Below are 16,357 nucleotides of genomic sequence, written 5' to 3'. Positions count from 1 at the left end.
ACGACCCTCTGCATGCCTGTGACAGAACGCTAGTTCTTATTTTGAGGGAAAGGAGCTCAAATCAATGCCTGAACTAACACCTGAAATTGAATCTAGAATAGACAATCTCCTCGAAGATGGATATGTGTCAACAGTCGAAGCTCGCATCCTAAAAGCCTATTACACTTTCGACACTCAGAAAGAAGCTTGTCACTCACTAGGAATGATCCCTACCTCGATGTCGGCAATATTATCTGGTCTTAGTCGAGAAGGAATTCTGATAAAAATGGGTCGAGGACAATACGAGGTAACGGATGATGTCGGAACGATCAAGAAGGAACTTCCACCGCCACCTGATCCAATTAAGACAGAGGTAATAATGTCGAAAAAAGAGCGATCATGGATGCTTAAAAACTATAAGAAATTTGGAACCCGCACCCAGATAGCTCGGCACTTGAAACGCAGTAAGACTGATGTGATCAGGATGGCGATAGCATTAAAGCTCGACCAAAAAAATAAGGGATCGAGGTGTGATTAATGGGGACGTCAATCCCGAGAAAATCGAATGAAATGAGCTCAAAGGGTCAAGGTGAGATCAAGTGTTACACGCTATCGAAAGATGAGATCGACGCAATTGTAGGCAAGCCAATTCCAGCGGGACACCACAAACCTATTAATCTCAGAAGAAGATCGAAGGAGGAGTATCCAGTGGCTAAAGTGAGCAAGGAAGATTATTTGAAAGAGCGAGCTTCAGGGTTAACTCGCTCGCAAGCGGCCGAAAAATTAGCCACTACATTATTGAGTCTTGAATCCTATTGGTTGACTAAGGTATGGGGTATTAAGAGTGAAGCAGCTGAGAATGCGGAGATTGTTGAGTATAAGGCGCGCATGGAGAAAGAGGGAGGACCTGAAGAGGTTGTTGTTCCTGCTGAAAGTAAAGCTCCTGAATCCGTCATTGGCAAAGCGACATTAACAAAGGCTCAAGCAGAAGCGGTTGAGGAGGTCAAAGGTACGGCATCATTAGCGAGCATTGTACGAACTCATGTGGACTACCCGGATGATTGGGTGGATGCATATGCCTTGAATAACATACCACTGGATACCCTTATACGCTCCCTCTACATTGGCTATGAAGTTGAATTAACAGTCGAGGAACGATTGCTTGAAGTATACAGCAGTTACAAAGGTTGTGGGGTCGATGTGTTCGCAAATGTAGGAGCGTTCCGAGCGGGAATGAAGTCGGTATGTGATATAGCAGGAATCCAAGTAACCGGAATAACGGTTTAAGGGGGGGATGGAAATGTCAGTTGAAGCGATCAATAAGTTAAATGGTGAAATAGCAGCAAGTAATAATCCTTACGTTCAAGCGGTTGGAAGTTTTCTACTCCAACACATCAATTCAAATCCTCAGGATGCCGAGAAGATTATGGCCACTGATAAAACGATCATAAAAAGCTTGGATGAAATGCGTAAAGTCGCTGAAAAGAAGAAGGTTGGGAATTGTGCAGTGTTGAGTGATCAGGAAGGGTTTGCTGTTGTTTTGAATTACTTTGGGATAGAAAGAGCATCCATTGCATCTGTTGCATCTCCATCAGGGGTGCCGGTACTAGTTTCTCCACAAGCTGCTCAGGTAGTGAAGACAGTTTCATTCGATGTTAACTTGGATGATCTGCTAGGAGGATTGTGATATGCCTAGTGCTGTTGAATTCCTAGACCACTTCCCTACTAATGTTCGAGAGGAAATACGCAACTATATCAACGACGAAGTAATGATAGAAAGTAGGTATTTATTTACACGAAGAGAGGGTAGAAAGCAATATTCTTTTTGCACACACTGCAAGCGAGAACACGAGTCTACTGGAATGCACTATGGAGGAATAGAGAGATGTCCACTTTGTGGAACTGCAGCGCATATTAAGGCCAGTGGTCGAGGACGCAAGACTCTAATAGATAATGTGTACCTGCTGTGGTATGAAAAGTCTGTTATTAATCCAGAAGCAATTATTGCAAGAGGTTTCTATGCAACAAGGGACTACACAGGAGACTACCGAAGAACGGAAACTGTGATAAAACATATCTCCTCGTACGTGTTTGAGCCTGGTAAAGGTGGGAAGATGATGAACCGCTCTTATTACGGCGGTGATAGTCGTTGGGTAAATCGAGACAGCGTCTATTCCGAAGCTAAAACGTCCATGTCTAACACACCAAGTTACTACTGTAAGGAGAGTATTCAAACAGCGGTTCAAGGAACACCGTTTCAATACTGCACTTGGGAACATTACGATTTTGATGACCGAGTAAAAGTATTTGATCTCGCTGCTAAATATCCTTGTATGGAGTATCTAACAAAGCTAGGGATGGGATCGATGATCGAATCCAAGTTAGGCGGACAAAGCACGTATGGCGCGATCAACTGGAGAGGAAAGTCCATTGAAAAAGTTCTACGCCTTACGAAAGCGGAATTTAAGGAATGGGTTAAACAACCATTCAAAGGTGTTTTGCTTTCCCTATATGCCTATCAACAATTCAAGAAGCTAGGGCTGAAACTAAACTATGAACAATCACATTCAATCTCTTCAATCGCATTAAAAGAAAATTTGCATAAAGTTAAGGAATTGATTCAATACACACCAATCGAAGAGATCTTTAAGTATATTTTAAAACAGGTAAACCGCGAAAAGATAAGTCATTTTAGTGCCACGACAATGTTGTCAGACTGGAAGGATTATATCGGAGAATGCTTAGAGCTTGGACTTGACCTTAGAAATGAAAGTAATTTATTTCCGAATAACCTGCATGAGGCTCACCAGAAAACATCTAGCAAAATCAAATTTAAAAAGGATGAGGCTCTTAATACCAAAATAATGAATCGCGCTAAGAGCTTGGGAAAATACAGATTCGAGTACAACGGGTTGACCTTACGGCCAATCGCTACTAATGCGGAACTATTCCAAGAGGGAAAGGAACTGCAACATTGTGTGGGTGGTTACTCTCAGAGATACGCTGAAGCCAAGACTGATATATTCGTCATCCGAAAGGTGGAAGAGCCGGACAAGCCGTTCTATACGATCGAAATTAATAACGGAAAGATCCAACAGTGCCGAGGATTGAAAAATTGCAATATGACTCCAGAGGTAAAGACATTCGTTGATCGCTTCGTCGAGAAAAAGCTTTTAACAAAAAAACGGAGCCGGGTTGATGTAACTGGTATTCGACAGGAGGTAGCCGTATGACCCAACTATCGACGAGAACAACACAGACTATAGCAGTTGAAATAAATAGCATAAAGGATCAAACGCGTAAGATCGCTCTGTATAACAGTATCGAAATAGGTCGTCGATTATTTGAAGCTAAGACTATGGTACCTCATGGGGAGTGGGGCGCATGGCTGAAAGAATCGGTGGACTATTCACCAACCACTGCTAACAACCTTTTGAAAATATTTGAGCAGTATGGATCCAATCAACTATCTCTTTTCGGTGATAACGCAAAGTCTCAAGCGATTGGTAATTTAACCTATACCCAGGCTGTTGCACTACTTGGTATTTCCGAAGATGATCGAGAACGATTCGTGGCAGATAACGATGTTGAGAACATGTCTACAAGGGATCTGCAACAAGCAATAAAAGAGAAACAACAGCTTGAGAGACAACTGAAAGAAAGCGAAGCGAAGGCCGAGAAGGAACGTGCTGCAAGAAAGAAAATAGATGATAGTTATGCGGAACTTGAAAAGGTAAGCAATGCTCATAATGATCTGGCCAAACGATTAGAAGCGGAACTTGAAGAAGCGAAAGCTTTAGGTGATAAGGAGGCTGTCGAGAAATTGCAGGTAACCCTTCTGGGATCCGAAACTAATCTTGCTGAGTCTCGAGAACGAGTTAAAGAGTTAGAGGAAGAGCTTAAGAAAAAGCCGATTGATGTTCCAGTGAAAGAAATTGTCGAGAAGATTCCTGATAACATCCAAAAGGAGTTAGAGGATCTTCGCAAAAAGGTCGCTTCTGGAACCGGCGAGGAGACTGCAGTATTCAAAGCTCATTTTAAAACGTTAACTGACACTTTTAGTAACTTATTGTCTGCCCTGGAAGTCATCAGAAGCGCTGATCCGGAGTTGCACGAGAAATACAAAGGCGCAGTAGCCGGATTGCTAGGCAAAATGTCAGATCGAGTTTAACCATAAAGGAGCGATAACGGATGAATAACAATCAAGCAATTTTGGACGTGTTAAACAGTTTAGAAGTAATAGAACAATACGGCGGTGATGATGCCTATATTCTTGTTGAAAATTCAATAGAAACCAGAGCTAAGTTGAACACCGTGGGAGTGACAGACGAACAGATTCTAGGGGTTGGGGATGAAGAACAGTTTTGTATTTTGGCTTTGGCTTGTAATGAGGGATTTGCCACTGATTATCAAGATGGAAAGTTAGTATTTATCGAATCAAAAGAAATCACATGCAAGCTACTAGACGGATCAGAGGTCATACTTTCTGAGGGTGATCGCGTACTAGCTGTACGTACCACCACTGGGAATGGATTGCCTATCACTGTAGATGCTGACAAGATTATTGATGCTGTACTGATTACGTTAGCAGAAACACAAGAGGATCTTAAGTGCTTGTTAGAGGGATTAACAGATGCAAAGAGGGGCTACGGGTACAAATGGAAAGAGAGGGCATTAAGAGCAAGAAAGGAACGGGATTATTTCAGATCAAAGTATTTGGAAGAGGTAGAGTCATGACACGCTTACAGATTCCCGAACTTGGACATGGACCGATCACAATTTTTGAGAATGAGGACGGAACGAAACAATTGAAGGATGGGTTATCCCGTCTGTGGTGTGCGTGTGGCGAAGCGGCAGTTCACTATTACTCAGGTAATCCACCGCAATATCAATTCCAGTGTGTTGATTGCAAGCAGGATTTAGAGGAACTAGATTAACTGTTTAAACCCTGATACGGATATCACTAAGGCACGGCAGACTCATGATGAAAAATAGAGAGGAGTGAAGGAAGTGAATCTCCCTATCGGTGTAGTTAATGAAGAAGGAAGTATTAAGACACTCGTAATTAACGAAAAGCTTCTTCTTGAACTAAGCAAAAAGCTAAGAACAGAAGGAGTTGTAGAAGTCCATACAGGTGACGATTACAGTAATTTAAAAACATACAAAGTCCAAGCAATTATTCAAATGGCGAAAGGTTGTAAAGGACATGTAATGTTTATTCCAATTAATGAGTAAGTCAAAGTACGAGTACACATCATCCCGCTGATTTCAACGATATGATCAACTAAATTCAATTAAAGAGGAGCAATTATAAATGTCTATAACAATCAAAGCATTATTAAATAAACAAACTCGAGACAGTAAAAAGGAGAGTATGACTTTTTGGGTCAAGGGTGAGGACGAGGATAACGCTGAATTAAGAGATTTATCACGGAGTGTAGTCAATTTACAAATAGAAGGTGTAGAGGCAAACGTAGTGGCAGAGTTCAAAAAACTGAACCGTGATGACAAGAAAACAACATTGGATTTTGAGATCAAGGGCGGTACGTCTGAAGAAAGTAGTACAGCTTTTTATAAACGATCAGGAACCGATGTTGTTCTGACTATAGCTAAGACGGAGGAATCAGTTGATGATTTTAAAGAGCATCAAAAGAAGTACAGAGAAGGTTTGAAGGGTAAGGTCAACTCTGATGGCACGGTTGTAGTGGTAGATCCGAATCAAATGACCATTGATGAAGCCTTAAAGAAAGATGATGACAACGATCCGATGGCTGGTGTTGATCCTATTGACAGCGACGATGACCTACCATTCTAAGCAATCATATATCCCATACTACCCGGCTTCGGTCGGGGGATTCTTTAAAAGATTGAGGTGATGCAAGGTGGGGCAAATGAGCTTCCTTCCAGAGATCGACCGCAAAAGGACGCAAGCAGCAGTAGAAGCAGCTATGGAAAAGTATCGGATGTTTAAATTCCTATCATTCGAGGAGCGAGAAGCTGGAATAACAGCAGGGTATAACGAACGTTTTCACGGTCCTACTAATGAAACCTCGGATCAAACGGCTAGTATCGCAATCTATAATGTGGACAATGTTACTTATCGCAAAGAGTATTGTGAACGTGTCGAACGTGTAGTGAAGAGGATGCCCAGACTTGAACGCTTTTTAATAGAAGAAAGATATATGACAACAGAGCACGATTATATCACGGATCAACATGTTTATTGCTTTGTTTTTCAGCCTCCAATTAGCGAAGGGAAGTACAGTAAGATACGTTGGAAGGCGTTTTACAAGCTAGCGTTAGACTTGAATTTGATGGTTGAGAAAGAAGGTAGAACTGATGGAGAACCTTGAATTTATAAGTAAGGACCAATATCCTTCAGTGTTGAATGCTAAACATATACAACGCATCCTTGGGATAGGGGAAAGACAAACGTACGAACTTTTAAATTCTGGACAGTTTCATACGGTGAAGGTAGGAAGAATGATTAAAGTATCGAAAGATATATTCCTAAAATGGTTAGAAGGATAAAAAGGTGGTGCCTCAAATGGCACCACCTTTTACTTTAGTTGAGTACAGGGCACCAATATGGCACCAGATTGATAATATCGATATAAAACGATAAGGGTTAAAATAACAAAAACCCCTGCTACGCAAGGGCTCTCGGTCATGATCTGTAATGGATTCGAACCATTGACCCCTACCCTGTCAAGATAGTGCTCTCCCGCTGAGCTAACAGATCAAAAAGGTATAATATTTGGTCAGAGACAATGAATATCATACCAGCAGCGGGAGTGAGTGTCAATAACACTTTCGATCAATCATCTTCCCATTTGCGGGAATATCCCTTTTTAGTAACGTAGAAGAAGGAGTAAATGAGGACAACGGTCATAATGATAGCAATAACGATAGTGACTCCCATACCCATGAAGAAATTGGCTCCTTTCAAGCTTGAATAAGGTGTTCTTAATGAATCAAACTATACATTAAAATCATTATTTTGTATAATAATTCGATTAGATTGAATTGGCAAGGTTAAATTAGAGAGAGAGGTATCAGAGATGGCTGCAGAGATTATTTATGTTGAGTTAGAGGAACAGTTACAGTACGGTATGGATATTCGAAAAAAGGTGTTTGTGGACGAGCAAAAAGTACCGCTAGAACTTGAAATAGACGAATATGATAACATTAGCCCTGATGTTCATCATGTGCTGATCCAAGATAACGGTGAATATGTGGCTACCGGTCGGATTATTTATTACGATGATGATACTGCGAAGATGCAACGTATTGCTGTGCTTAAAGAATATCGTGCAAAGGGTTTCGGTCGTGTGTTGATGATTGCGATGGAAGAACTAGCGTTGGAGCTTGGATTGCATTATGCGGTGTTGGATGCCCAGATTCAGGCGGAGAACTTCTATGCTAAACAGGGTTATGAAGTGATTTCGAAAGAGCCTTTCTTGGACGCAGGAATAATGCATGTACGGATGAAAAAGAAATTATAACTGGAACTGCATGGAAACACGGTATACGGGGTAACCTAGACGTTAGCACTAGAAGCCAATAGAAAATGCTGATTTAAGCTAATGCTTCCGAAGTATTTTTGTCGAAGTAACTCAAGAAGTATCGCTCAAAAAAATTTAGGAGTGATCGTTATGGGAATGTCAGGCCGTGAACAATTTATTGCTGTGCAGAAGAATGGTGATGGTGATTTGACCGCATTTCAAACTTCATCAGGTCGCGTGTTAGCCTATGAGCAAGCCCTTCAGGAAGTGAATGCAGGTGCAATTGCTGGCGTTAATATATTTAAGGGGAGAGATGGGGGAATGTATATCCGTGGAGATGCGGATGGAGACCCATCGAACAATTTAGATCAACTTCCTATTTTTGAATAAAATAGATAGCAAAAAGCCAGCTGTAGACTCCTCAATGGAGACTCAGCTGGCTTTCTTTTTTAAAGCTCATAGATCAGATTCTGTTCTAAGAATGTCATATCGCCAATCTGATCTATGTATCGATCTTTATCATCACCATAATGCATTAAATAGATATACTGCTGGATTTCTAGTGGGAGTGATAGAAGCTCTTGAAGCGTTGTATGTACCACTCCTGATCCCTGAAATTGACATTCGTGAAAGATCGTCTTGCAACCACGTGTATTAATTAGATGACTTAGGAGTGCAGGATCAAAGACCATGTCCGAACTGTAAAATATATTTTCATTTAGATAGAGTGAGTAACTAGATTTTTCCGGTATATGTTTAGTAGGGATTAACTCCACTGTAATATGTTCGGATATATAATGAGGCTTCAGTGGCTGAAGTGGTCGAACGTCAAATATATCATTTAATGAAGTAATTTCCCCCGCTTGATAACAACCGCCTTTTAGCGTATTCTCCCATAATGTCTCCACAAGATCATCTGCAATATATAGGATCATTTTACGATGGTGCAAATACTTCATCTTGAATGCTAGTTCCTCGAGCCCACCTACGTGATCGGCATGAATATGGGTTATTAATACAGCATCTATATCATCAAAGGTTTTACCTTGGTTATGTAGTGCTATGGGAGCTGTTACCCCACAATCGATTAAAAGTGAGAACTGGTCATCGAAGAGTAGTGCGTTATTATTGTAGTAATTTTTAGCAAAGGCATTTCCCGTTCCGAGCATCTCTAATTGTAAACTCATGACGAATACCTCCCTTCATGTGATTAATATATCATTCATTCAGAAATGACAACAGAAGTTATTGTCAAAATAGTTATAAGTTCAGAGTTCCCATTGAATGGAATCCTCATACAATACCGTGTGGGTCTACATCTGGAATGGGGTGTGATGATGGTTAAATCTAAAAGTAAGAAGCCGCTTAAATCGGATAAAGTTATAAAAGGTATGAAATTAGTGACCTCTCACGTGTGTGAAGAATGTAAAACACCTTGTGCAGCAGGAATACGTTACAGAGAAAGAATGAGACTTCCAGGTGCGGTAGGCAATGGTATTCCTTGTATTTTAACTAAATGGAGTCAATGAATAGTGAATAATCATCAAAACTGCAGATGTTCCTTCTGTGGTTTTTTTGGTATAAGTATCCGATTGACCGCAACTTGATGACTATTTTTGTGTATATATGTATAGCATCATGAATGGAATAGGTTGGAGGGGGCGTTAAATTATGAGATGGAAAAAAGTTGTAGTAAGCACATTAGTCTTATCCCTCATGGGGGGATCTTTGCTGTTTGCTGATTCAGTCAATAATAAGGTTCATTTTTGGGTGAATGGGCAAGAAGTTCAAGATGGTGGTTATGTCATAGAGGGTAAGACCTACGTACCGTTACGCGCGTTTGAGGGCCTAGTGAATTGGGATTCGGTCAGTAATCAAGTGAAGTTTATTAAACCAAATGTTCATATTTTCTTATTCAAAGGAGATACTATATTCGGTAACGTAAATAAAGGTAAACTGAAATTTAATGTATTTAGTCAAGTGGATAATTTATCCGAAAATATAGTATCTGTTAAGGTAGCAATCACTGATCCAGCAGGTACAACGAAAGACATCCAATCTCAGGATTTAGATAGTGATCAGAAGGATAATTTCTGGTTTCGAACTGATGATTTTACATATGACTTCAAAACATCCGGTAAATATAAAATAGGATTCTATATTAAATATTCTGAAAACTCAGATTATGAATTGGTTTCACAAAAGGTCATTACAGCCTTAGATTAATATGCTTTGATGTTAATATTAAAGGTAAAATTGACCTTAAATGCCTTCCATGTTACGATACCAAAGTACTAAAATTCAAACCGAAGTGAGGTATTTAAATGAGCGATCAAAAACATGAACACGGCGATGATTGCGGCTGCGGTCATGATCATGACCATGGTGAGCACGAAGAGTTTATCTTAACTCTGACCGACGAGAATGGAACTGACGTGGAAATGGTTCTTGTTGAGACTTTTGACGTAGGCGAAAAGGTCTATGCACTATTACTTGAACGTGAAAATCCTGAAGCAGATGGAATTATCTTACGTATGGAAGAAGAGAACGAAGAAATGGTTCTCTATAACATCGAAGATGAAGAAGAATGGAAGTCTGTGGAAGAAGTATATAATGTGCTAATTGCACAGCAAGAATAGATTATTTTCCTGTAAATTTGAAAAGGCTCTGTACCTTAATTAGGTACGGAGCCTTTTTGAAATATAAGAAAGATAAGTTTCACTTGAATCAATTTCTTATATTTCGGCAGAGACGGATACCGTCCTTGAACGGGGACGGCATAGCCGTTTCTGCTTGGTTAATTTAGAATATAGCATCTGTCTCAACGATTACTTTGATGTTGTGAATATAGCGATCTTCGGGTCCTTTTACAGGTAATCCGACTTCGATATGTTCGATAATATAATCGATGTTATCTTGAGAGATAACTTCACCTGGAAGTAGAATTGGAATCCCTGGCGGATAGACATAAATAAATTCAGCTATGATGCGATCAGCGGATTCTTTAAAAGGAATGATCTCTGTATCTCCATAGAAGGCTTCTCTCGGGTTAATGGATAGGAGCGGGATCTCTGGGATTTTGATAACTAACTCATGTGCTTGGTTCACCAAATAATAGGTATCAGATAACTCCCGTAAGGCTGATAGAAGAATATCAACGGTATCTTCCTTATCCCCTGGTGTAACTAGACAAAGGATATTGTACATATCACTTAATTCAACCTCTAGATTATAATGCTCACGTAGCCAATTCTCAGTCTCATAGCCGGTAATACCGAGATGGCGAACATGTATCGTTAGCTTCGTAGGATCAAGATCATAAGTGGCTTCTCCACCCAGTATTTCTTCGCCGAAGCAGTAGAGACCAGGTAGGGTGTTGATTTCTTTACGTGCGTATTGGGCAAGGTCAATTGCTTTCTGTGCAATAGCTTGTCCATTAAGAGCTAGATTACGTCTTGATGTATCTAGTGAAGATAGTAGAATATATGAAGTAGAAGTTGTTGTCAACATACTGAATATAGTCTGTACTCGCTGCGAATTTACAAAGCCATTCTTCACATTAAGATTGAGAACTGAGCTTTGAGTCATGGAACCACCCAGTTTGTGAACACTGGTAGCAGACATATCTGCTCCTGCTTCCATAGCTGAGATTGGGAGGTCATCATGGAAATGGATCAATACGCCATGTGCTTCATCAACTAAAACAGGAACATGACGGCTATGTGCAAGTTCTACGATTTCCTTCAAGTCTGCGCATAAACCGAAATAAGTCGGATTAATAACTAAGACTGCCTTGGCATCGGGATGCCGATCTAATGCTCTTTTTACAGAACTGGTTGTAATTCCATGATCTATCCCCAAGTTCTCATCGCGAGCAGGGGAGACAAATACAGGTTTAGCACCGGAAAAAATAATGGCTGACATGATCGATTTATGAATATTTCTAGGGATAATAATTTTGTCACCAGGTGAGCAAGTGGAAAGGATCATGGTCATAATAGCACCACTGGTACCTTGTACACTGAAATAGGTATAATCTGCGCCGAAGGCATCTGCCGCCAATGCTTGTGCTTCTTCGATGACACCCGTAGGTTGATGTAAGTCATCAAGTGGAGCAATGTTAATCAAGTCTATGGAAAGGGCATTATCCCCTATGAATTGTCGGAATTCTTCATCCGATCCTCTACCTTGTTTATGACCGGGAATATGAAATTGCACGGGTTTACTAGCAGCATGATTCTTTACTGCCGTAAAAAGTGGTGTATTGCTATGGTCCATGGATTATACCCACCCTTTCTTAAATAAAATACAAAGATGAGTATAACAAATCGGGGGGGGAATGCAAGCTTTTGTAAACATTAACTTTTTAATGGAATGTAATGGGGCATGAAGCCCCATTGATTGGTAAGTAGTATAGAGAGTATTGAGAGAATTAATTTTTGAATGATAGCTTGTACAAAGGTAATAATTGTTCGAATGTCGACTGAATAAGCGGTAGTAGTTCTTCACGATTCTGAAGAATGGAATCATGATTATCAATGCGCAATCCACATAAAATTTCGGCTTTTTTAACCGTTGCTAATTTCTTAGCCATGGCCTCTAGGTCACTTTTTGTAACTTCTGAATGAAGTGTTCCACTAGGATCCATATGATCCATGGACCAGTAGAATTGATCAGGTACTAATTTGTTAATAGAATTTGTGTGAGCTTGTAGTTGCTTAGCAAATTGTAATTTATTGGTACAGTCATAAACAACGGCGAAAATTATAAATAGATGTGATTCAAACATACCTACTTGGAAATGTGGAAGTGCTTTATATCCCCTTTTATTAGCTGACCAAGCGACCCAAGTATCTTTCGGTGGATTGACCTTACGACGAGCGTGTTTCGCTACATGTGGGAAAATCTCCTCACCGCAAATGGCTGATAAGAATGGGGCTATTTCAGTTCCGAGGATCTCTAATTTAGGTCGAACATTGGCTATAAGAGCCTCCATTCTCTGTTCAAGACCTGGAACGTTAAATACATCAAAATCTTGTTTCGTAAATCCTGTGAACGTCATGGTAGTGCCTCCTGTGTAATGATTTGCCTAGAAACAATTTCATAATCGCCTTTGCGTAATTATGAAGTTGTTTCTACATACCATAATATTATAACATACCGAAAAGTTGGGGATTGTGATGTATGAATTCTCTATTTTTCATATAAAGGTTTAATGATGATTTTTTTAGGGTAAAAATAGTCAATAAACCAAGTTACCATCACATAAGATAAAGTATAAAATATATCAAGCAAATGATCCTATTGCGTACGTTTCTTCATATAAGAATCAATTTCATAATTGAGCTGTAGCGAATATGAAACTGATTCAAGAATCAATTTCATAATTGAGCTGTAGCGAATATGAAACTGATTCAAGAATCAATTTCATAATTGAGCTGTAGCGAATATGAAACTGATTCAAGAATCAATTTCATAATTGAGCTGCATTAGCGAATATGAAACTGATTCAAGAATCAATTTCATAATTACGCAAACCTGCTTAGGCGATTATGAAACTGATTCAAACATTAATTGTAATATCTAATTTAGGGGGGAGTGCCGTGAACAAAAATTGTGAAGTTGAATATTGTAATCTGGAACTTCGCTTCAGTCGAAAACATATCCAGGACTTGATCAAAGATTTGATTCAAGAGGGCTATTCCCTTTATTGGAGCGAAAATGAGACACTTTTTATTATTTCAGTTAGAACAGGGCGGAAGTTAGTTAAACTTCGTTTTTTGAGAACACGTAGAGGTTATAAAATGGTAGGAGATTACGTGATCCGTGATGCTAAGCTTTCTGATTGGATAGAGAAATTGATTGGAGACACAAAGGGGCATGCGGTTGTGAAACGATTCAAGGACAGACAGATTTTGATTGAAAATATATTGTTTGGGGAAGTGATACGCTTGGTAGAGATATCGGGTTATCAACAACGAGTCTTGTTTCAGAAAGGAACATACTTTACTGAACGTGAGATGAACAATATGTATTATTCTTTAGAAGGCGATATGCGTCTACAATTACGACGTATTGAAGTGGATGAAGAATTAGAAAAACTCTATGAAGCGATGATGGCGAATGATACAGATAAGATAGAATTATGTAAAGAACGACTTCGTGAATTAAGTCGAGAGTTGTCGGCTCTAGAATGGTAATCATATCTTTCGTTTACTATAAGGAACACAAATAAGGAATACACCTCCGATCCTTCGGGGTGTTTTCTGTGTTGGGAATCAGGAAGAGGGGTTCACTTTTTTGGTTAAAAACGTTAATATATAAAATGAGTAACAACGTTGTAAATAAAAAAAGAGCAAAGGATGGTCAAGCAAATGTCGAAACAACAAATAGGTGTCATTGGACTTGCTGTAATGGGCAAAAATTTGGCTCTTAACATCGAGAGTAGAGGATTCTCAGTCTCTGTATTTAACCGCTCTCCTGAAAAAACGCATGATCTTCTTAAAGAAGCTGAAGGCAAGAATCTAACAGGTGCTTTTTCTGTTGAGGAATTTGTCCAATCGCTTGAAGTGCCTCGTAAAATTCTTATTATGGTACAAGCAGGTAAAGCAACAGATGCAACAATTGAACAATTGTTACCCTATCTAGATCAAGGTGATATCATTATTGATGGTGGTAATGCCTATTTCCCTGATACACAACGTCGTAGTAAAGAGCTTGAAGAGAAAGGTTTCCGCTTCATTGGTGCTGGTGTCTCAGGTGGTGAAGAAGGTGCGTTAAAGGGTCCTTCTATCATGCCTGGTGGTCAAGAAAGCGCATATCAATTAGTTGAACCAATCTTAACAGCCATTTCGGCTAAAGTGGATGGAGAGGCTTGCAGTACATATATTGGCCCTGATGGAGCAGGACACTATGTGAAAATGGTTCATAACGGTATCGAGTATGGTGATATGCAACTAATTGGGGAAGCTTATCATCTTTTGAAAGACGTGTTGAATCTGAGTGCAGAGGAATTGCATGAAATCTTCACTGAATGGAATAAAGGAGAATTGGATAGTTATCTAATTGAGATTACAGCAGACATATTCTCGAAATATGATGCCGAAACAGGTAAACCAATGGTAGATATTATCCTTGATGCTGCAGGTCAAAAGGGTACAGGTAAATGGACAAGCCAAAGTTCCCTTGATCTTGGCGTACCATTATCCATGATTACTGAATCTGTATTCTCACGGTTCTTATCTGCGATGAAAGAAGAACGTGTTGAAGCTAGCAAAATCTTGAACGGACCTACGAAAGAACCTTTTCAAGGTAATAAAGCTGAGTTCATTGAAAGTGTTCGTAAGGCTTTGTTCGCAAGTAAAATCGTATCGTATGCACAGGGTTTCGCACAATTACGTGTAGCTTCTGATGAATATGGTTGGGATTTGAAATATGGTAGCCTTGCTAAAATCTGGCGTGGTGGTTGTATCATCCGTTCTCGCTTCTTACAGAATATTACGGATGCATACGAGAAGAATGCAGACTTGAAGAACTTGTTGCTTGATCCATTCTTTAAGGATATCTTGGAGAACTATCAAGGTGCTTGGCGTCAAACCATTTCAGCTGCTGTAACTAAAGGTATTCCAGTACCTGGCTTTGCAAGTGCACTTGCATATTATGACAGCTATCGTACAGAAAGATTGCCAGCTAATTTACTTCAAGCACAACGTGATTACTTCGGCGCGCACACATTCAAACGTGTAGATAAAGAAGGTAGCTTCCACTTTAACTGGATGGAATAGATTCTACTGAATCAGAATCTGTCTCAAGATATGATAAGGGAATCAGTCCGTGTAAAGCTTCTAAGAGAGAGGAACGAAGCTTGTCCTGTTCTAGATAGCTTGTCCCAGTACGGCTAAGAAGTAACATACTGATCTCGGTAAAAGATTTGAAATTACGTAATATACGAGGCTTAGGAAGTTCCAGAAATTCTGGATCATCCTGAGCTATTTTTTTGTGAACATAATGTAATACCCAAATGATATCATCGCGGCATAACACATGGCGGACATCCAATATATGTAAAAGATGTTTACTATGAATACTAGAATGACAATGATTATCAGGCATTGTTCAATTCACCCCTTATGGTTTTGAATATTGATATAAAAAAAGCCTCGTTTAATCTAGTATATGTAACTCTAGCATAAATAGAATCATCCTTATGATGTTCGATTGTCGAAACTTTTAGGGCTGTGGTATGATATGAAACAACGAGTTTGAATAATGACTTTCTGATAGAGAAATAGCGTAGAATAAAGAGGTGTTAAATTGAGTCAATCACAACAGAATATTATTCTAATAGGAATGATGGGCACGGGTAAATCTACCGTAGGCAAATGGCTCGCACAACAACTTGAATATGATTTGGTTGATTTAGATGAAGCTCTAGTGGAACATGAAGGTTGCAGTATTGCATCTATTTTTACTAATCAGGGTGAAGCTTATTTCCGTCAGGCTGAAACAGCTATATTACGGAAAGTATTAACGGGTACGAAGCAGATTGTTGCGACAGGTGGAGGAGTTGTACTAAAGGACGAGAATTGCATGTTGATGCAACAAGGTGGCTGGGTTGTATCTTTAACTGCTGAAGTGGAAGATATTGTTTCGCGTGTTCAAGGTGATGGTGTGAGACCGCTATTAGCGGGTAATGCAGAAGAACGAATACGAACAATTCTTGAAGAACGCAAGAATGCATATCTATTCGCAGATTACACTGTGAATACTTCGTTATACTCAGTGGAACAAGTAGGTTCTATGATTTTAGCCAATTACCGCGTTTAAGTTTGTTTGTAATATAAGAATACCTTAAATGAATTGAATATAAAGGA

Annotated in this window: 22 protein-coding genes and 1 tRNA gene; 18 read left to right on the top strand and 5 right to left on the bottom strand. The window is 39.6% G+C overall.

All coding sequences use genetic code 11. The features are described from left to right. Positions 1–64 precede the first annotated feature (64 nt). The 11 genes from LPB68_RS04745 (at position 65) to LPB68_RS04695 (ending at position 6,510) form a co-directional block, all read left to right on the top strand. Positions 65–517: a hypothetical protein gene (locus LPB68_RS04745; protein WP_068659701.1), complete on the top strand. Its 453-nt coding sequence runs from the start codon at positions 65–67 to the stop codon at positions 515–517. Further along, positions 517–1,266: a hypothetical protein gene (locus tag LPB68_RS23340; RefSeq protein WP_232510260.1), complete on the top strand. Its 750-nt coding sequence runs from the start codon at positions 517–519 to the stop codon at positions 1,264–1,266. Before LPB68_RS04745 ends, LPB68_RS23340 begins: the two co-directional genes overlap by 1 nt. Before the next feature lie 13 nt (positions 1,267–1,279). Next, entirely contained in the window at positions 1,280–1,666 is a 387-nt protein-coding gene (locus LPB68_RS04735; RefSeq protein ID WP_068659704.1) for a hypothetical protein, read from the top strand. Between the two features lies 1 nt (position 1,667). Next, positions 1,668–3,212, top strand: a complete 1,545-nt coding sequence (locus tag LPB68_RS04730) for a PcfJ domain-containing protein (RefSeq protein WP_068659706.1) — start codon at positions 1,668–1,670, stop codon at positions 3,210–3,212. Further along, positions 3,209–4,150, top strand: a complete 942-nt coding sequence (locus LPB68_RS04725) for a DUF3102 domain-containing protein (protein WP_068659708.1) — start codon at positions 3,209–3,211, stop codon at positions 4,148–4,150. The genes LPB68_RS04730 and LPB68_RS04725 overlap by 4 nt, the downstream gene beginning before the upstream one ends. 20 nt (positions 4,151–4,170) lie before the next feature. Then, positions 4,171–4,716, top strand: coding sequence for a hypothetical protein (locus LPB68_RS22665; RefSeq protein WP_068659710.1), 546 nt, complete (start codon positions 4,171–4,173; stop codon positions 4,714–4,716). Then, complete coding sequence (locus tag LPB68_RS04715; RefSeq protein WP_068659712.1) at positions 4,713–4,916, top strand: hypothetical protein; 204 nt, start codon at positions 4,713–4,715, stop codon at positions 4,914–4,916. The genes LPB68_RS22665 and LPB68_RS04715 overlap by 4 nt, the downstream gene beginning before the upstream one ends. Positions 4,917–4,989: 73 nt before the next feature. After that, positions 4,990–5,214: a hypothetical protein gene (locus tag LPB68_RS04710; protein WP_068659717.1), complete on the top strand. Its 225-nt coding sequence runs from the start codon at positions 4,990–4,992 to the stop codon at positions 5,212–5,214. Between the two features lie 79 nt (positions 5,215–5,293). Then, a complete protein-coding gene (locus tag LPB68_RS04705) occupies positions 5,294–5,794 on the top strand; it encodes a hypothetical protein (protein WP_068659719.1) in 501 nt (166 codons plus the stop codon). Between the two features lie 76 nt (positions 5,795–5,870). Then, complete coding sequence (locus tag LPB68_RS04700) at positions 5,871–6,332, top strand: ArpU family phage packaging/lysis transcriptional regulator (RefSeq protein ID WP_068659721.1); 462 nt, start codon at positions 5,871–5,873, stop codon at positions 6,330–6,332. Next, positions 6,319–6,510 carry a helix-turn-helix domain-containing protein gene (locus LPB68_RS04695; RefSeq protein ID WP_068659723.1) on the top strand — a complete coding sequence of 64 codons (192 nt, stop codon included), beginning with the start codon at positions 6,319–6,321 and terminating at the stop codon, positions 6,508–6,510. Before LPB68_RS04700 ends, LPB68_RS04695 begins: the two co-directional genes overlap by 14 nt. A 139-nt stretch (positions 6,511–6,649) precedes the next feature. Here LPB68_RS04695 and LPB68_RS04690 read toward each other — a convergent pair. Beyond that, positions 6,650–6,721, bottom strand: a tRNA-Val gene (locus tag LPB68_RS04690). A gap of 319 nt (positions 6,722–7,040) precedes the next feature. Here LPB68_RS04690 and LPB68_RS04685 point away from each other — a divergent pair. Beyond that, positions 7,041–7,484, top strand: coding sequence for a GNAT family N-acetyltransferase (locus tag LPB68_RS04685; RefSeq protein ID WP_068659725.1), 444 nt, complete (start codon positions 7,041–7,043; stop codon positions 7,482–7,484). A gap of 156 nt (positions 7,485–7,640) precedes the next feature. Next, a complete protein-coding gene (locus LPB68_RS04680; RefSeq protein WP_418303830.1) occupies positions 7,641–7,874 on the top strand; it encodes a DUF3892 domain-containing protein in 234 nt (77 codons plus the stop codon). Between the two features lie 59 nt (positions 7,875–7,933). Here the strand turns inward: LPB68_RS04680 and LPB68_RS04675 are convergent, their stop codons facing one another. After that, positions 7,934–8,671, bottom strand: coding sequence for an MBL fold metallo-hydrolase (locus LPB68_RS04675; protein WP_068659729.1), 738 nt, complete (start codon positions 8,669–8,671; stop codon positions 7,934–7,936). A 484-nt stretch (positions 8,672–9,155) separates the two neighbouring features. On the opposite strand from LPB68_RS04675, the gene LPB68_RS04665 reads away from it, so the two are divergent. Together LPB68_RS04665 and LPB68_RS04660 are read left to right on the top strand one after the other, a co-directional pair. Further along, a complete protein-coding gene (locus LPB68_RS04665) occupies positions 9,156–9,710 on the top strand; it encodes a stalk domain-containing protein (RefSeq protein WP_068659732.1) in 555 nt (184 codons plus the stop codon). A gap of 98 nt (positions 9,711–9,808) precedes the next feature. After that, on the top strand, positions 9,809–10,123 hold the full coding sequence (locus LPB68_RS04660) for a DUF1292 domain-containing protein (RefSeq protein WP_068659734.1): 315 nt from the start codon (positions 9,809–9,811) through the stop codon (positions 10,121–10,123). 163 nt (positions 10,124–10,286) lie between these two features. On the opposite strand, the gene LPB68_RS04655 is transcribed toward LPB68_RS04660, so the two are convergent. Both LPB68_RS04655 and LPB68_RS04650 read right to left on the bottom strand, forming a co-directional pair. Then, the gene (locus tag LPB68_RS04655) at positions 10,287–11,762 is read right to left on the bottom strand and encodes an aminotransferase class I/II-fold pyridoxal phosphate-dependent enzyme (RefSeq protein WP_068659736.1); all 1,476 of its coding nucleotides are present in this window, start codon (positions 11,760–11,762) and stop codon (positions 10,287–10,289) included. A gap of 154 nt (positions 11,763–11,916) precedes the next feature. Continuing rightward, positions 11,917–12,546, bottom strand: a complete 630-nt coding sequence (locus tag LPB68_RS04650) for a YktB family protein (protein ID WP_068659738.1) — start codon at positions 12,544–12,546, stop codon at positions 11,917–11,919. A 541-nt stretch (positions 12,547–13,087) separates the two neighbouring features. Here LPB68_RS04650 and LPB68_RS04645 point away from each other — a divergent pair. Both LPB68_RS04645 and gndA read left to right on the top strand, forming a co-directional pair. After that, complete coding sequence (locus tag LPB68_RS04645) at positions 13,088–13,684, top strand: hypothetical protein (RefSeq protein WP_068659740.1); 597 nt, start codon at positions 13,088–13,090, stop codon at positions 13,682–13,684. A gap of 174 nt (positions 13,685–13,858) precedes the next feature. Continuing rightward, positions 13,859–15,268, top strand: coding sequence for an NADP-dependent phosphogluconate dehydrogenase (gene gndA / locus LPB68_RS04640; RefSeq protein ID WP_068659741.1), 1,410 nt, complete (start codon positions 13,859–13,861; stop codon positions 15,266–15,268). On the opposite strand, the gene LPB68_RS04635 is transcribed toward gndA, so the two are convergent. Beyond that, positions 15,252–15,596 carry a hypothetical protein gene (locus tag LPB68_RS04635; RefSeq protein ID WP_068659743.1) on the bottom strand — a complete coding sequence of 115 codons (345 nt, stop codon included), beginning with the start codon at positions 15,594–15,596 and terminating at the stop codon, positions 15,252–15,254. The two genes, gndA and LPB68_RS04635, sit on opposite strands and share 17 nt — an antisense overlap. Before the next feature lie 201 nt (positions 15,597–15,797). Between LPB68_RS04635 and LPB68_RS04630 the strand changes: the two genes are divergently transcribed. Next, a complete protein-coding gene (locus LPB68_RS04630) occupies positions 15,798–16,310 on the top strand; it encodes a shikimate kinase (protein ID WP_232510261.1) in 513 nt (170 codons plus the stop codon). The last annotated feature ends 47 nt before the right edge of the window (positions 16,311–16,357 follow it).

Origin of the sequence: Paenibacillus crassostreae (assembly GCF_001857945.1) — a bacterium.
In the GTDB taxonomy this organism is placed as follows: domain Bacteria; phylum Bacillota; class Bacilli; order Paenibacillales; family Paenibacillaceae; genus Paenibacillus_AQ; species Paenibacillus_AQ crassostreae.
Note: the sequence above shows the minus strand (reverse complement) of the source record. Positions and strands in the feature narration are given on the sequence as shown.

Excerpts from the sequence above, each read along its gene's own strand:
- LPB68_RS04745 (WP_068659701.1), top strand. The coding sequence starts at position 65 with ATGCCTGAACTAACACCTGAAATTGAATCTAGAATAGACAATCTCCTC.
- LPB68_RS23340 (WP_232510260.1), top strand. The coding sequence starts at position 517 with ATGGGGACGTCAATCCCGAGAAAATCGAATGAAATGAGCTCAAAGGGT.
- LPB68_RS04735 (WP_068659704.1), top strand. The coding sequence starts at position 1,280 with ATGTCAGTTGAAGCGATCAATAAGTTAAATGGTGAAATAGCAGCAAGT.
- LPB68_RS04730 (WP_068659706.1), top strand. The coding sequence starts at position 1,668 with ATGCCTAGTGCTGTTGAATTCCTAGACCACTTCCCTACTAATGTTCGA.
- LPB68_RS04725 (WP_068659708.1), top strand. The coding sequence starts at position 3,209 with ATGACCCAACTATCGACGAGAACAACACAGACTATAGCAGTTGAAATA.
- LPB68_RS22665 (WP_068659710.1), top strand. The coding sequence starts at position 4,171 with ATGAATAACAATCAAGCAATTTTGGACGTGTTAAACAGTTTAGAAGTA.
- LPB68_RS04715 (WP_068659712.1), top strand. The coding sequence starts at position 4,713 with ATGACACGCTTACAGATTCCCGAACTTGGACATGGACCGATCACAATT.
- LPB68_RS04705 (WP_068659719.1), top strand. The coding sequence starts at position 5,294 with ATGTCTATAACAATCAAAGCATTATTAAATAAACAAACTCGAGACAGT.
- LPB68_RS04700 (WP_068659721.1), top strand. The coding sequence starts at position 5,871 with ATGAGCTTCCTTCCAGAGATCGACCGCAAAAGGACGCAAGCAGCAGTA.
- LPB68_RS04695 (WP_068659723.1), top strand. The coding sequence starts at position 6,319 with ATGGAGAACCTTGAATTTATAAGTAAGGACCAATATCCTTCAGTGTTG.
- LPB68_RS04685 (WP_068659725.1), top strand. The coding sequence starts at position 7,041 with ATGGCTGCAGAGATTATTTATGTTGAGTTAGAGGAACAGTTACAGTAC.
- LPB68_RS04680 (WP_418303830.1), top strand. The coding sequence starts at position 7,641 with ATGTCAGGCCGTGAACAATTTATTGCTGTGCAGAAGAATGGTGATGGT.
- LPB68_RS04675 (WP_068659729.1), bottom strand. The coding sequence starts at position 8,671 with ATGAGTTTACAATTAGAGATGCTCGGAACGGGAAATGCCTTTGCTAAA.
- LPB68_RS04665 (WP_068659732.1), top strand. The coding sequence starts at position 9,156 with ATGAGATGGAAAAAAGTTGTAGTAAGCACATTAGTCTTATCCCTCATG.
- LPB68_RS04660 (WP_068659734.1), top strand. The coding sequence starts at position 9,809 with ATGAGCGATCAAAAACATGAACACGGCGATGATTGCGGCTGCGGTCAT.
- LPB68_RS04655 (WP_068659736.1), bottom strand. The coding sequence starts at position 11,762 with ATGGACCATAGCAATACACCACTTTTTACGGCAGTAAAGAATCATGCT.
- LPB68_RS04650 (WP_068659738.1), bottom strand. The coding sequence starts at position 12,546 with ATGACGTTCACAGGATTTACGAAACAAGATTTTGATGTATTTAACGTT.
- gndA (WP_068659741.1), top strand. The coding sequence starts at position 13,859 with ATGTCGAAACAACAAATAGGTGTCATTGGACTTGCTGTAATGGGCAAA.
- LPB68_RS04635 (WP_068659743.1), bottom strand. The coding sequence starts at position 15,596 with ATGCCTGATAATCATTGTCATTCTAGTATTCATAGTAAACATCTTTTA.